This is a genomic window from Sphingobium sp. SJ10-10 (genome assembly GCF_036038995.2).
Classification (GTDB): Bacteria; Pseudomonadota; Alphaproteobacteria; order Sphingomonadales; family Sphingomonadaceae; genus Sphingobium.
Genome location: NZ_CP158132.1, coordinates 2,030,512 through 2,042,833 on the forward strand (window position 1 = coordinate 2,030,512; position 12,322 = coordinate 2,042,833).

15 protein-coding genes and 1 other RNA gene are annotated in these 12,322 nt (G+C 63.5%); 4 read left to right on the top strand and 12 right to left on the bottom strand.

The annotated features are described in order from the left end of the window. Nucleotides 1-32: 32 nt before the first annotated feature. Both ftsY and ispZ read left to right on the top strand, forming a co-directional pair. Nucleotides 33-965 (top strand): signal recognition particle-docking protein FtsY, encoded by a 933-nt coding sequence (gene ftsY / locus VVT58_RS09845; RefSeq protein ID WP_327752599.1) that lies wholly within the window; start codon nt 33-35, stop codon nt 963-965. A gap of 130 nt (nt 966-1,095) precedes the next feature. Further along, nucleotides 1,096-1,746, top strand: a complete 651-nt coding sequence (gene ispZ, locus VVT58_RS09850; RefSeq protein ID WP_327752598.1) for a septation protein IspZ — start codon at nt 1,096-1,098, stop codon at nt 1,744-1,746. 34 nt (nt 1,747-1,780) lie between these two features. Here ispZ and VVT58_RS09855 read toward each other — a convergent pair whose 3' ends face one another. After that, nucleotides 1,781-2,338 (bottom strand): urate hydroxylase PuuD, encoded by a 558-nt coding sequence (locus VVT58_RS09855; protein ID WP_327752597.1) that lies wholly within the window; start codon nt 2,336-2,338, stop codon nt 1,781-1,783. Nucleotides 2,339-2,583: 245 nt separating this feature from the next. Between VVT58_RS09855 and VVT58_RS09860 the strand changes: the two genes are divergently transcribed. Together VVT58_RS09860 and VVT58_RS09865 are read left to right on the top strand one after the other, a co-directional pair. Continuing rightward, nucleotides 2,584-3,195, top strand: coding sequence for a superoxide dismutase (locus VVT58_RS09860; protein WP_066554959.1), 612 nt, complete (start codon nt 2,584-2,586; stop codon nt 3,193-3,195). A gap of 123 nt (nt 3,196-3,318) precedes the next feature. Then, nucleotides 3,319-3,753, top strand: coding sequence for a hemerythrin domain-containing protein (locus tag VVT58_RS09865; protein ID WP_327752596.1), 435 nt, complete (start codon nt 3,319-3,321; stop codon nt 3,751-3,753). An 8-nt stretch (nt 3,754-3,761) separates the two neighbouring features. On the opposite strand, the gene VVT58_RS09870 is transcribed toward VVT58_RS09865, so the two are convergent. The 11 genes from VVT58_RS09870 to mscL form a co-directional block, all read right to left on the bottom strand. Beyond that, the gene (locus tag VVT58_RS09870) at nt 3,762-4,094 is read right to left on the bottom strand and encodes a (2Fe-2S) ferredoxin domain-containing protein (protein WP_327752595.1); all 333 of its coding nucleotides are present in this window, start codon (nt 4,092-4,094) and stop codon (nt 3,762-3,764) included. Then, entirely contained in the window at nt 4,067-4,615 is a 549-nt protein-coding gene (locus tag VVT58_RS09875) for a J domain-containing protein (RefSeq protein WP_087574788.1), read from the bottom strand. Before VVT58_RS09875 ends, VVT58_RS09870 begins: the two co-directional genes overlap by 28 nt. Nucleotides 4,616-4,680: 65 nt before the next feature. Next, an RNA gene (gene rnpB, locus VVT58_RS09880) (RNase P RNA component class A) lies at nt 4,681-5,066 on the bottom strand. Between the two features lie 43 nt (nt 5,067-5,109). After that, on the bottom strand, nt 5,110-5,811 hold the full coding sequence (locus VVT58_RS09885) for an N-acetylmuramoyl-L-alanine amidase (RefSeq protein ID WP_066554949.1): 702 nt from the start codon (nt 5,809-5,811) through the stop codon (nt 5,110-5,112). 117 nt (nt 5,812-5,928) lie between these two features. Beyond that, nucleotides 5,929-6,837, bottom strand: a complete 909-nt coding sequence (locus VVT58_RS09890; protein ID WP_327752594.1) for a protein-glutamate O-methyltransferase CheR — start codon at nt 6,835-6,837, stop codon at nt 5,929-5,931. Next, complete coding sequence (locus VVT58_RS09895) at nt 6,837-7,916, bottom strand: chemotaxis protein CheB (RefSeq protein WP_327752593.1); 1,080 nt, start codon at nt 7,914-7,916, stop codon at nt 6,837-6,839. Before VVT58_RS09895 ends, VVT58_RS09890 begins: the two co-directional genes overlap by 1 nt. Nucleotides 7,917-7,985: 69 nt before the next feature. Further along, complete coding sequence (locus VVT58_RS09900; RefSeq protein WP_066554940.1) at nt 7,986-8,351, bottom strand: response regulator; 366 nt, start codon at nt 8,349-8,351, stop codon at nt 7,986-7,988. A 96-nt stretch (nt 8,352-8,447) separates the two neighbouring features. After that, complete coding sequence (locus VVT58_RS09905) at nt 8,448-8,885, bottom strand: chemotaxis protein CheW (protein WP_327752592.1); 438 nt, start codon at nt 8,883-8,885, stop codon at nt 8,448-8,450. Between the two features lie 18 nt (nt 8,886-8,903). Beyond that, nucleotides 8,904-11,273: a chemotaxis protein CheA gene (locus VVT58_RS09910; protein ID WP_327752591.1), complete on the bottom strand. Its 2,370-nt coding sequence runs from the start codon at nt 11,271-11,273 to the stop codon at nt 8,904-8,906. Nucleotides 11,274-11,414: 141 nt separating this feature from the next. After that, nucleotides 11,415-11,690 carry a hypothetical protein gene (locus VVT58_RS09915; RefSeq protein ID WP_066554932.1) on the bottom strand — a complete coding sequence of 92 codons (276 nt, stop codon included), beginning with the start codon at nt 11,688-11,690 and terminating at the stop codon, nt 11,415-11,417. 135 nt (nt 11,691-11,825) lie between these two features. After that, nucleotides 11,826-12,254 (bottom strand): large conductance mechanosensitive channel protein MscL, encoded by a 429-nt coding sequence (gene mscL / locus VVT58_RS09920; protein ID WP_327752590.1) that lies wholly within the window; start codon nt 12,252-12,254, stop codon nt 11,826-11,828. Nucleotides 12,255-12,322: the final 68 nt, after the last annotated feature.

Below are 12,322 nucleotides of genomic sequence, written 5' to 3' on the forward strand. Positions count from 1 at the left end.
TCCCGCCCCCGCGCGAATGACGGTATTGCATAATGGCTGAAACATCCTGGCGCGATCGCCTCTTCGGCGGCCTCAAGCGCACTTCCGACAAGCTCGGAGAAAATCTCACGGGCCTGTTCACCAGGGCTGCGCTCGATGAGCAGACCCTGGACGAGATCGAGGAAGCGCTGATCGTCAGCGACCTTGGCCCGGCCATGGCCGCCCGCGTGCGCGACCGGCTCTCCGAAGGCCGCTATAACCGCGAACTGACCGAAGACTATCTGCGCGAGATCATTGCGGAGGAGATCGAGAAGACCCTCGCCCCCGTGGCCCGCCCGCTGGAGATCGAAGCCTTTCCCCGCCCGCAGGTGATCCTCGTCATCGGCGTCAACGGATCGGGCAAGACCACCACCATCGCCAAGCTCGCCAACCTCTTCCTTGAACAGGATTATGGCGTGATGCTGGCGGCGGGCGACACCTTCCGGGCAGCAGCGATCGGCCAGCTCAAGGTCTGGGCCGAACGCCTCGGCATCCCCATCGTCGCGGGCAAGGAAGGCGGCGACGCGGCGGGCATCGTCTTCGATGCGGTACGCCAAGCGACCGCCACCGGCATAGACGTGCTGATCGTGGATACCGCAGGCCGCCTCCAGAACAAGACAGAGCTGATGGATGAGCTGGCGAAGATTCGCCGCGTGCTCGGCCGGTTGAACCCGGCAGCGCCGCATGACGTTGTGCTGGTGCTGGATGCCACCACGGGGCAGAATGCGTTGAGCCAGATCGAGGTTTTCAAGGAAGTCGCGCAGGTGACGGGGCTGGTCATGACCAAGCTGGACGGCACGGCGCGCGGCGGCGTGCTGGTCGCGGCGGCGGAGAAATATCGCCTGCCCATCCATGCCATCGGCGTGGGCGAGAAGATCGAGGATCTGCGCCCCTTCGATCCCGGCGACATGGCGCGGGCGATTGCGGGGACGGCCTATGCGCGGTGATTATGCTTGCCACCCTTCCCATTCCTTTCCCGTCATTCCCGCGAAGGCGGGGATCCATCTCCCAACCTTGCGGCTGGGGATGGGGCTGGAGATGGATTCCCGCCTTCGCGGGAATGACGAAGGATAATATATGGCTGACCCGAAAAAACCGACCCATGGCGGCAATCTCAGCCTCGCGCTGGACTTCGGTCCGCTGCTGGTCTTCTTCCTCACCTACAAGGGCGCGGGCTGGATCTGGGGGCCGGGCAATCCGATCACCGCCATGACCTTCGGCACCGCCGCCTTCATGGCCGCCATCGTCATCGCCGTCCTCATCTCCAAGGTGAAGCTCGGCCGGGTGTCGCCCATGCTCTGGCTGTCGGCAATGCTGATCCTCTTTTTCGGCGGCCTCACCATCTATTTCCGCGACCAGAGCTTCATCCAGTTGAAGCCGACCATCATCTACGCCTTCTTCGCGCTGATGCTGTTCGCGGGGCTGATGCGCGGCAAGCCGCTGCTCAAATATCTGCTACAGGCCGCCTATGACGGCCTGACCGAAGCCGGCTGGCGCAAGCTGTCGCGCAACTGGGCCTTTTTCTTCGTCGCCATGGCGCTCGCCAATGAGATCATGCGGCGCTCCATGAGCTTCGATAGCTGGCTCGCCGTCAAGGTGTGGGGCGTGACCATCGTGTCGGTCGCCTTCGCCGCCGCCAACATTCCCATGCTGATGCGCCACGGCCTTGACCTGGGCGAAAAGCTGGACAGCGAAGAGATTGGCGAAACCACCCCGCCACAGGGATAGGGGCAGGCGTCACGGGACGCCCGCCCCAGCCAATTCAACTGAAATTGACCATGCAATAGAGCATCGCCAGCGATAGGATCGTATTAGTGCGGCTGGCGATCATCGCCGTGGTCGCCGCCTTAGCCTTCACATCATCCTCTGCCGGAACGATGCCGAGCGCCTTCTTCTGGTTCGGCCAGATCACGAACCAGACGTTGAACGCCATGATCAGCGCCAGCCACATGCCGATGCCGATCAGCGTATAGGGCGCCTGAACCAGCAGCGCCTGGTGGATGTAACCGGCCAGCCAGGCGACGATGAGGCCCGTCAGAACCGTAAAGGCCGCCGCCCAGCGAAAGAAGAACAATGCCGCCGGCGCGATATGCTTGGACACGCCCGGCTTCAGTTCAGCCGGGATTTTCGGCATGGTCGGGATCTGGACGAAGTTGAAATAATAAAGCAGCCCGATCCAGGTGATGCCGAAGAACAGGTGCAGCCAGCGAAAGATGCTGTTGGCGTCGACCAGCCCGGCATGCGCGCCGAACATCACCACGATCGCGAGCAGCAGCCCCGCGATCAGCACAAGATGCAGATTGCCGAAGAATTTTGCCATTGGACCCTTCCCCCATTTATGACCGCCGCATTCTTCGGGGCGGCCTCCGACCCGGTCGCCATTCGGCCATCCGGTCCTAACCGTTAAGTCTATGTCATCATTACGGTCCTGTCACATGGATATTTCCGCGCTCTTGAAAGAAAATATCGTATTTTCCGCAGCGCAATAAGACTGCTAGGGGCGGGGAGCCTTCCGGCCGCATCAACGTTATGCGGCCATCCCATCACGAACCGAGGAGTTCCGACATGGCATTTATTCTGCCCCCCCTGCCCTATCCCAAAGACGCCTTTGGCGACATTCTTTCGGTTGAAACCTTCGATTTTCACCATGGCAAGCACCATAATGCCTATGTCGTGAAGGCCAATGAGCTGGTCGCCGCCGACGCCTCGCTCCAGGGCAAGTCGCTGGTCGAGCTGATCAAGACCAGCAAGGGCGGCCTGTTCAACCAGGTCGGCCAGATCTGGAACCACACATTCTACTGGCTGTCGCTTTCGCCCGAAAAGAAGGCGCCCTCGGGCAAGCTGCTCGACCTCATCAATGAAGGCTTCGGCTCGGTCGACGCTCTGGTCGACAAGCTAAAGGCCGAAGCCGTCGGCCATTTCGCCAGCGGCTGGGCCGCGCTGATCCTGAAGGACGGCAAGCTGGAAGTGACCAGCTATCATGACGCCGACACGCCGGTCGCGCATGGCCATACGCCGCTGCTGATCCTCGATGTGTGGGAACATGCCTATTATATCGACTATCGCAACCTGCGCCCCAACTATGCCGAAAAGCTGTTGAAGGAAGCGATCGACTGGGACTTCGTCGCACTGAACCTGGACGGCGAAGGCGTCAGCCGCGCCGACCAGCCCGCCTGATCGGGCAGGCCGTCCGCCGCCTGGGACGGGTGGCGGACGGCCCTTCCGCTTTGCCGAAGGTCTGCACAACCCTTTGTTAAGGCACGCCGCGCATGATGCCTTCAGGGTAGCGAGGAAGCGGCGATGGATCTCACTGAACTGCGCAGACAACATGAAGAACTGCATGTGCTGGCGGGCCAATTGTCCCGCGCCGTGGCGGATGACCGCGTGCCGCAAGCCATCGGGGCGCTGCGCTGGCAGTTTGCGCGCCTGCTGATGGCGCATCTGGCGCTGGAGGACCGGATATTCTACCCCGGCGTTCAGCGCATGGCCGATGAACAACTGCGCACCACCGCCCAGCGTCTCCAGATCGAGATGGGACCGCTGGGCGAGGCCTTTGCCGCCTATATGACCCGCTGGAGCGACCACCGGATCGCCGGCGAATGGGCCGACTTCTGCCAGGAGACGCGCGAGATCGTAAAAAGCCTCATGAGCCGGATCGACCAGGAGGAACGGACGCTGATCCCCATGCTCAACAAAAATCTGGCTTCGCCCATCTCGGTTCGCCGCGCCGGCTGACCATTGGTTCAGGCGTGGGGCAAAAGACCCAACGTAGCGGCCAGTTCATCAAGGTCGGCATCGGGCTGCACCAACAGCCATTGGCGCGCACTGGCGCCGTTAACGACCGTCACCGCACCCTTGGGGCAAACGCCCAGGCAATTGACCTCCACGATCCCCGCCGCCGCCTTACGCCCCTTTTTCAGTGAAAGATGGCGGCGCAGCGCCTTGGCCAACCGCTCGTCGCCGTCAAGACCGAAACCCCCGTCCAGTTTCTTCGAACATTTGCGGCAGACAAGCACCGCATGATCCCAGTTCGACCGGACATGATCCTTCAATCCGCCCGCTCCCGCGGCTTCCATGTCCGCCGTTCCTCGGCGGCGCGCAGCACTTCATAGGCGGCCTGGATCGTCTGGAAGCGCACAGCCGCCTGCGCGTCGCCGGGCTTCACATCGGGATGATATTCCTTGGCGAGACGACGCCAGCTTTTCTTCACCGCCTCGAAATCGGCATCGTCCTCCAGCTCCAGCGCCTGGAGCGCATGCATCTCGTCCCGCGATCGGGTGCCATCGCCCGGACCGCCCCAGCCATGATAGGCGCTGTTCTGATAGCCACCGGCATCGCGCCGCTCGGCGCGCTCGCGCTGTTCCCGTTCTTCCTGGTCGAGACCCTGAAAATAGTCCCAGTTGCGGTTATATTCGGCCGCGTGATCGGAACAGAAATACCAGCGCTCGCGGCTGTTGGGCGATTTGGGCGCGGGGCAGTCGCCCGGCCGGTCGCAGCCATGCCGATCGCACAGGCGCACCTGTTGCGCTTCTCGCGATGCGCCATAACTGCGCCAGCGGGGAAAGCCCCAGTCATTGGATCGGCTGCTTCTTGCCATAGACTCAAACTAGGTAAGGCGCCGACGGAAAGCCACCCCCGGCGGGGTTAAAATCATGCGGTCCCAATGCCAGAGGGCCTGTAAGCCGGGTTCTGTCCTCCCCGTAAGGAGAGTGGCGACCATTCCTCTAGGGGACGGATTGCTCCGTCCCTCAAGCAACCAACCCGGGCGGTCTCAGCCGAAACTTAGCCTAGCAGTCAAGCTGCGCGCCGCCCCTATTCGGTCTTGCTCCCGGTGGGGTTTACCGTGCCGCCTTCCGTTGCCGGAGACGCGGTGCGCTCTTACCGCACCCTTTCAATTTCGCTGAGCCGAAGCTGTAGCGACCTGCTTTCTGTTGCACTGTCCCTTGGATCACTCCAGCCGGCCGTTAGCCGGCACCGTCATTTCGTGGAGCCCGGACTTTCCTCGCCGTGGAAGTTACCCGCCACGCCGCGGCCGCCCGGCCCTCTGGCAGAGGCGCCTATACACAGGTCCGGCGCCCCCGTCATCCCCACTTAATCATCATCCCCTCGCGGCTTGGGGAGGAGCAGCGCCAGCAGGATCGCGCGGCACTCGCCGTCGATGATCCCGTCGATCAGTTCGGGCCGAAAGCGCCGCTGGAACGCGACCACCGCCGCCTGCGGCTCGGCAATGTCATAGCCGAAGCGTTCCAGCGCCAGCATGAAGCCGCCGTCGCTCCAATGCGGGTCCATCAGATTCTTGGTCGGGCGCGGCAGGGCCAGCCGCAGCCGCGCCAACTGCCCCCAGGGGAAAAGCTCGCCGGGATCCTGCTTGCGCGCCGGGGCGACGTCGCTATGGCCGACGATATTGCCGCGCGTGATCTTGTGGCGCTGGACGATCTGGTGGATCAGCGGGATCAACGACCCCATCTGCGTATCTGGAAACGGCCGATAGCCCCATTCATGGCCCGGATTGACGATCTCGATCCCGATGCTGGCGGAATTGATGTCGTCGATGCCCCGCCAATGCGCCCGGCCGGCATGCCAGGCGCGCTTGTCCTCATCCACCATGCGGATGACCTGCCCATCCTCGGTCACGACATAATGGGCGGACACCTTGGATTCCGGGCTGACCAGCCAGTGGATCGCGGTCGCCGCGTCGACCATCCCGGTATAGTGCAGCACCAGCATGGAAACCGGCAGGCTGCGCTCGTCGAAATTGGGCGACGGCGTATCGATCATCGGAAAGTCGGTCATCGCGAAGGGCCAGTCACTCGCACTTATCTGTCAGCGCCGCCATCGGGCGCAAGGCAGACCATGACCGACAGCGGCAGGCCAATCAAGCGGACTCGCAGCATTTTGCGGTCGGCAGGATCAAAGCGCCCGGCGCATCGCTCCCTCCGGCTGCGCCGTTGCGTCGGCGCGGCGGCCATAACCGCCGCGGAATTCGGTATGGGGGACGAAATCGTCGCTATGCCCGATTACCGTCTCGCCCGCCCCCAGCAGCAGGATGGAGCGCCCATGGCTGTGCCGGGACAGCAGGCGCAGCACGTTCTGCCGACGTTCGGGCGTGAAATAAAGCAGCACGTTCCGGCAGAGCAGAAGGTCATATTCCCCCTTCGGCGCCTGCGCATCGAACAGATTGTCGGTGCGGAAATCGATCATCCGGCGCAACTCCGGATTGGCGCACCAGTCATCGCCCGACGGTTCGAACCATTTGAGAAGGTCGCTCACGGGCAGGCCACGCTGCACGTCCATCTGGGTGAAGGTGCCCGCTTTCGCCTGGGTGATGGCGGCGGTGGAAATGTCGGTCGCCAATATCTCGATCCGCCAGCCGCGCCAGCGCGCCATGTCGTTGCAAAGCTGGATGGCGAGCGAATAGACCTCCTGCCCCGTCGAACAGCCCGCGCTCCAGATGCGCAACGTCCGGTCGGACCGCTGCGCCTGAATATGCGGCAGGATGTGGCGATGGATCATGTCGAAAATCTGGAAATCGCGGAAAAAGCTGCTTTCATTGTTGAGCAGCGCGTTGACCACGTCATTTTCCAGCGCCGCGTCCTTGCGCGCCATCAGCCGGGACGCCAGCGCGTCCATATCCCCAAGGCCATAGGCGCGCAGCACCGGCTTCAGCGCCGTTTCCATCCGCCAGGCGCGGCTTTCGGACAATATCTGCCCGGTGCGCGCTTCCAGCAGGCCGGAAAAGATGCGTGCCGCCCCGGACGATGAGGAAGCAGCAGAACCGGAACCGGGCGAGACGGAGGGGGCCGAAGGGGGCAATGCCATCAGTTTCTGTTCTTTCCTCTTCGCGCCACGAAATCCATGATCGCATGGGGTTCCAGCAGGGCGCAGTTCAATCCTTCTCCCGCGATCGATCCGGGCATGCCCCAGACGACGCTGCTCGCTTCGTCCTGCGCCACGATCCAGCCGCCCGCCGCCACGATATCCCGCGCGCCGACCGTGCCGTCCCGTCCCATCCCGGTCAGGACCACGCCCGCAGCCCCCGCGCCATAAACCTGCGCCATGCTGGCGAACATCGGGTCGACGCCGGGCAGATTGCCCGCGGGCGTGCGGTCCGGATTCAGCATGATGGAAACCCGGCCATAGAGCCCCCGCCGCAACTGGAGATTGGCGTCGCCGGGCGCGACATAGACGGTGTCCGGGGCGAGGATTTCGCCCTGTTCCGCCACCTTGACGCGCAAGGGGGTCATGCGGCCCAATTGCTGGACGAAATAATGAGTGAAGCTGGCCGGCAGATGCTGGGTCAGCAGGATCGGCACGCCGAGCGGCGCGGCCAGACCGGCGAAAAGCTGTCCCAAGGCATGGATGCCGCCAGTCGATGCGCCGATGCCCAGGCAGGCGAGCGGCTGGGCCGCCTGCTCCGGTTCGATCCGCAGCGGGGGCCGGGCGATGACAGGCGTCACGTCGCCGTTGAACAGGCGCGACAGCCGATCGATCAAGGCCTGGGGGAAATGTTCGCCAAAGCTGCCGCTGCCAGGCTTGGCCAATATGTCGCTCGCGCCCAGCGCCAGCGCTTCGACCGCCGCGGCGCTCCCCTCCTCGCAATTGCCCGACAGGATCACGACCTTGGCGCGCGGATTGGTCCGCAGGATCGCGGGCAGCGCCATCAGCCCGCTCTGCCCCGCCAGTTCGATGTCCAGCAGGACCAGATCGACCTCATGCTCGCTCAGATATCCCAGCGCATGTTCGGCGCTGTTGGTCTTGTGGGAGACGGAAAATCTCGGGTCAGCGTTCAATATCCGTTCGATGACCGTCCTGACCACGACCGAATCGTCGACGATCAGGGTGCGCAACGCCCTGTCTTCGTCCCGGTTGCTGGCCATGATCGGCACGTGAACGGTCATCGAGGGAAATCTTTCTGAACGAAGGCAAGAAATCAGGTCAGGAGCAGGGCGTTCGATCGCCAATCAGCGCTAGATCACGCCGACGATCGTCAGCTTGCTTTCCAGCGTTTCCCGGTCGAACGGCTTCATCACATATTCGTCCGCACCCGCTTCGACGGCCGCCTTGATATGGCCGATGCCGTTTTCCGTGGTGCAGAAGATGATCTTGGGCCGGGCGGCCAGATTGGCGCCCGGCAGCGCCTGGAGAAATTCCATGCCGCTCATCACCGGCATGTTCCAGTCGAGCAGAACCACGTCGGGCAGGGACGTTTCGCATTGCGTGAGGGCGTCACGGCCATCGACCGCCTCGCTCACGGAAAGGTCGAGCGATTCCAATATGTGGCGGGCAACTTTGCGGATGACTTTCGAATCATCCACGACCAGGCAGTTTTTCATAGAGCGTCCCTTGTTTTGCGTCCCATCTTCACGAGCCTAACCGGCAAAGGCGAGCATTTGGTAAACGCCGGTACAATATCGTCATGCAGGCTGTTTTCATGCCGCTTGGGCCACGGCGCCCGCCTCGATGAAACCGCTCAGCGACACGAGCAGATAGGGCTGGCCCTCATGCTCCACCAGGCCGCGGGCATAGGGCGACCAGACGGGATCGAGCTGACCGCGCAGCGGCAGTTCGCCCTCCGGCACCTGGCAGATGTCGTAGACGGCATCGACCATCAGACCATAGCTGTGGCCGCTAATGTCCGCGATGATCGCAAAGCCGCGCTGTTCCATGGGCGTCGGCCGCCCCCGGACGAGCGCCGCGACATCGATGATGGTCAGCACCCGGCTGCGCAGCGCGGAAAGCCCGGCGACATGCGCGCCCATGCCCGGCACCGGCGAGATGTCGGTGAGCTTGACCACCGCCTCGACCTCGCGGGTCTCGACGGCGACCCGCGTGCCGGCCAGCGTGGCGAAGAGATAAAGCTGATTCATGCGGCTATGCTCCTCCCTTTACCGCCGCGATCCGGACAGCGCCGCCATCAGCGCGTCCTGATCATAGCGATAGATGCTGCTGTCCTGCGGGCCGTTGGGCCGGGGGGTGGCGCGCAGATGGACGACGCGGCAACCCAGCAATTCGCTCGCCTCCGACGCTTCCGATCCAGTGAACAGCACGACGTCCTGCGGATCGATCGCCGCATCGCCGGGCAGGCCCATCACCACCTCATGCCCTGCCTGGCGCAGCAGCGGCGCCAATATCTCTCGCGTCCAACCGTCCTCGCTGTCGGCCAGCAGGCAGCGGCCGCCAGTTCGTTCAACAATCGGCGCATCCGGCAAGGCGGCGAACAGGGCGAAGGGATTGATCACCTCCAGATGCTCGCCATCGATGACGGCGACGCCGCTCAACAGGCCGTGCATCGCGACCATGTCCGGCACGGCGGGCATGTCCACGATGTCGAGCACCGCAGCGACAGGATAACAGGCTTCGCGGGCGCCATCGCGCAGGCGGAGCGCCGCGACCTTTTCCCCGGCAAAGTCGTGATGGCCATTGGCGACCGGCACCAGCCGTCCGTCCAGCCGCACGAAGCCGTGCCCGCCCGACCGGCCGAACAGCCGCGCGTCGATATCCTCGACCCGCTCGATCAGCGACAGCTTGAGCAACCGCCGCTCGCCCGAATATTCCTCGAACCGCAAGGCGGAAACCATCTCGACGCCGCCCTGCGCCTCCTGCGTCTCTTCGGCCCGGCGCGCCGCCTGATCGTCGATGATATTGGGCAGGCGCGCCGCGTTGGCGAGGCCCGCCGCATCCAGCAGCAGCATCGGCTTGCCATTGTCCGGCAGGGTCATGCCGGCATAGACGCCCGTCGCCATCACCAGCGGCGATGCGGGACGGATCACCAGTTCCTCATGATTTTCCACCGCCGACACGCCCATGGCAAAGGGAACGCCGGTTGCCGATCGCACGACCATGATCGCGCGCGGGCCGGGCTGGGCGATCCGTTCCATGCCCAGAACCTCTTCCAGATCGATCATCGAATGGCGGATGGACCGGATCGTCGCGATCTTGGCGCCGCCGACTTCCGCGATGCGCAGCGTTTCATTGTTGTCGTGCAGGATTTCCACCACCGCAGAACGGGGAATCGCGAAATGCAGCCCCCCCGCCCGGACGATCAGCCCCGGAATGATGGTCAGCGTCAGGGGCACCCGCAGCATGATCGTCAAACCACAGCCCGGCCGGTTGTCGAGCGCGATGACGCCGCCGATCCGCTCCACATTGGCGCGGACCACGTCCATGCCGACGCCGCGCCCGGAAATGGCTGTCACCTCGCTCGCGGTCGAAAGGCCGGGGTGGAAGATCAGGTCCAGCTTTTCGGCCTCGCTCATGCGCGCCGCCGCTTCCGGCGTCATCCGGCCCGCCGCGATCGCCTTGTCGACCAGCCTGCGCGTGTCGATGCCCTGCCCGTCGTCGGAAATCTCGATGACGATCTGGTTGCCCGACTGGCGCGCTTCCAGCTTCAGCCGTCCCGTTTCGGGCTTGCCCAGCGCGCGGCGCTTTTCCGGCGTCTCTATGCCATGGTCGATGCTGTTGCGGACGATATGGGTGAGCGGATCGACCACCATCTCGACCATTTCGCGGTCCATCTCGACATCGCCGCCCTCCAGCGTCAGGTCGATGCGCTTGCCCAGATCCCGGCCCAGGTCGCGGACCATGCGGGGGATGGCCGTGAACAGGCGGTCGACCCGCTGCATCCGGGTTTTGGAAATGGCGTCGCGCATGTCCGCGACGCAGGTCGAAAGCCGTTCGAAGGCGCTTTCCAGTTCCGGATCGCCCGACCGCTCGCGCAGCTTGCGTGACAGTTCGTTGCGGGCCAGCACCATGTCCGACACGCCGTTCATCAACTGGTCGATCAACGACAGCGGCAGGCGGATGGTGCGCGGCGCCGCCTGCCCCCCCGATGTCCGCGCCACCGCGACAGGCGCCGTGGGAGCCTCGCTTTCCTCAGGCGCCGCAGCCTCCTTCTCGGTCAGGGCGGCGATCAGATAATCGTCATTTTCATGCGGCAGCGCGGCGCCGATGGCGACCGCTTCGGCCAGTTCAGCGATGCGATCCATGATCCCCAGAACGGCGCTGACCGTGGCGGGATCGGCAATGCGCTTGTCGGCGCGTATCTCGGCCAGCACATCCTCCGCCGCATGGCTCAACCGTTCGAAACGCGGCAGATTCAGGAAACCGCAGCTCCCCTTCACGGTATGGAAAAAGCGGAAAATGGCGTCCAGCCGGTCGCGATCCGTGGGATCGGCTTCCCAGGCGACGACTTCCCCCGCCAACGCCTCAAGCGTTTCCTGCGTTTCGGATATGAATTCCTGGAGTAACTCGTCCATTCCACCGCCTCAATGGATAGCGGGCGGACCATGGCGGAGCTGTGGTTAAATCCCCGTTAAAGACAGAAAATCCGCAATAAAAGGGGGGCGCCGCGACTTGTCGTCGCGACGCCCCTTGTGGATCGGGCAGCAGCGCTGGATTTAATGCTTTTCGGTCTTCTCGACCGCATCAGCCGCCTTTTCACCAGCCTCGCGGGTGGCGTCGGCCTTGTTCTCCAGTGCGTCAGCAGCATTTTCAGCGGCATTTTCGGCATTGCCGCTCAGATTATCGGCCATCGCTTCCATATTATCGGCCTGGTTGTCGATGGCGTCCGCCTGATTCTCATACGCGTTCTCGACCTTGTTCTCCTGCTTGGAATCGCACGCAGCAAGCGCGATCAGGCTGGCAAGGCCAAGGACTGATACGAAGGTTTTCACGGCGTTTTCTCCTGTTGCGCCCCCATGGGCTGACGTCATGCGGCAAGGGGACCGGATGCCCGGAACCCTGACGCCCATCAACCGGCCGCGCGAAGGATGGTTCCCGCCGCACGCTCCTTTCGTCGCGGAAACGACTTATTTTTTGAGGGAATCCCTGATTTCCCGGAGCAGGAGCACGTCTTCGGGCGTAGCGGCGGGCGCGTCTTCGGGCTTGGGCATCAACTTGTTCACGGCTCTGACAAGCAGGAAGATGATGAAGGCCAGGATGAGGAAATTGACGAACACGGTCAGAAATTCGCCCCAGCCGAGCATGGCGACGCCCGCCCCTTTCAGGTCCGCATAGCTTTCCGGATTGCCCTTGAATCCGGCGGGAATATCGCCCAGCCGAATGAAGTAGCGCGAAAAATCCGTACCGCCGAAAACATAGCCGACGACCGGCATGATCAGGTCATCGGTCAGCGATTTGGTGATGGTGGCGAAGGCGCCGCCGATGATCACGCCGACGGCCAGGTCGATGACATTGCCGCGCGCGATGAACGTCTTGAATTCGGAAATCAGCCCCATGGTGAACCCCTTGTCCTGATTGCGATATTGACAGCATGGGCCGTTGCGAAGACTTCCACAACCGCCTA

Bases quoted from the DNA above. Each gene is read 5' to 3' on its own strand.
- ftsY (WP_327752599.1), top strand. From the start codon at position 33: ATGGCTGAAACATCCTGGCGCGATCGCCTCTTCGGCGGCCTCAAGCGC.
- VVT58_RS09890 (WP_327752594.1), bottom strand. From the start codon at position 6,837: ATGGCATTGCCCCCTTCGGCCCCCTCCGTCTCGCCCGGTTCCGGTTCT.
- mscL (WP_327752590.1), bottom strand. From the start codon at position 12,254: ATGGGGCTGATTTCCGAATTCAAGACGTTCATCGCGCGCGGCAATGTC.
- VVT58_RS09905 (WP_327752592.1), bottom strand. From the start codon at position 8,885: ATGAATCAGCTTTATCTCTTCGCCACGCTGGCCGGCACGCGGGTCGCC.
- VVT58_RS09895 (WP_327752593.1), bottom strand. From the start codon at position 7,916: ATGACCGTTCACGTGCCGATCATGGCCAGCAACCGGGACGAAGACAGG.
- VVT58_RS09875 (WP_087574788.1), bottom strand. From the start codon at position 4,615: ATGGCAAGAAGCAGCCGATCCAATGACTGGGGCTTTCCCCGCTGGCGC.
- VVT58_RS09870 (WP_327752595.1), bottom strand. From the start codon at position 4,094: ATGGAAGCCGCGGGAGCGGGCGGATTGAAGGATCATGTCCGGTCGAAC.
- VVT58_RS09865 (WP_327752596.1), top strand. From the start codon at position 3,319: ATGGATCTCACTGAACTGCGCAGACAACATGAAGAACTGCATGTGCTG.
- VVT58_RS09855 (WP_327752597.1), bottom strand. From the start codon at position 2,338: ATGGCAAAATTCTTCGGCAATCTGCATCTTGTGCTGATCGCGGGGCTG.
- VVT58_RS09910 (WP_327752591.1), bottom strand. From the start codon at position 11,273: ATGGACGAGTTACTCCAGGAATTCATATCCGAAACGCAGGAAACGCTT.
- VVT58_RS09860 (WP_066554959.1), top strand. From the start codon at position 2,584: ATGGCATTTATTCTGCCCCCCCTGCCCTATCCCAAAGACGCCTTTGGC.
- VVT58_RS09900 (WP_066554940.1), bottom strand. From the start codon at position 8,351: ATGAAAAACTGCCTGGTCGTGGATGATTCGAAAGTCATCCGCAAAGTT.
- ispZ (WP_327752598.1), top strand. From the start codon at position 1,096: ATGGCTGACCCGAAAAAACCGACCCATGGCGGCAATCTCAGCCTCGCG.
- VVT58_RS09885 (WP_066554949.1), bottom strand. From the start codon at position 5,811: ATGACCGACTTTCCGATGATCGATACGCCGTCGCCCAATTTCGACGAG.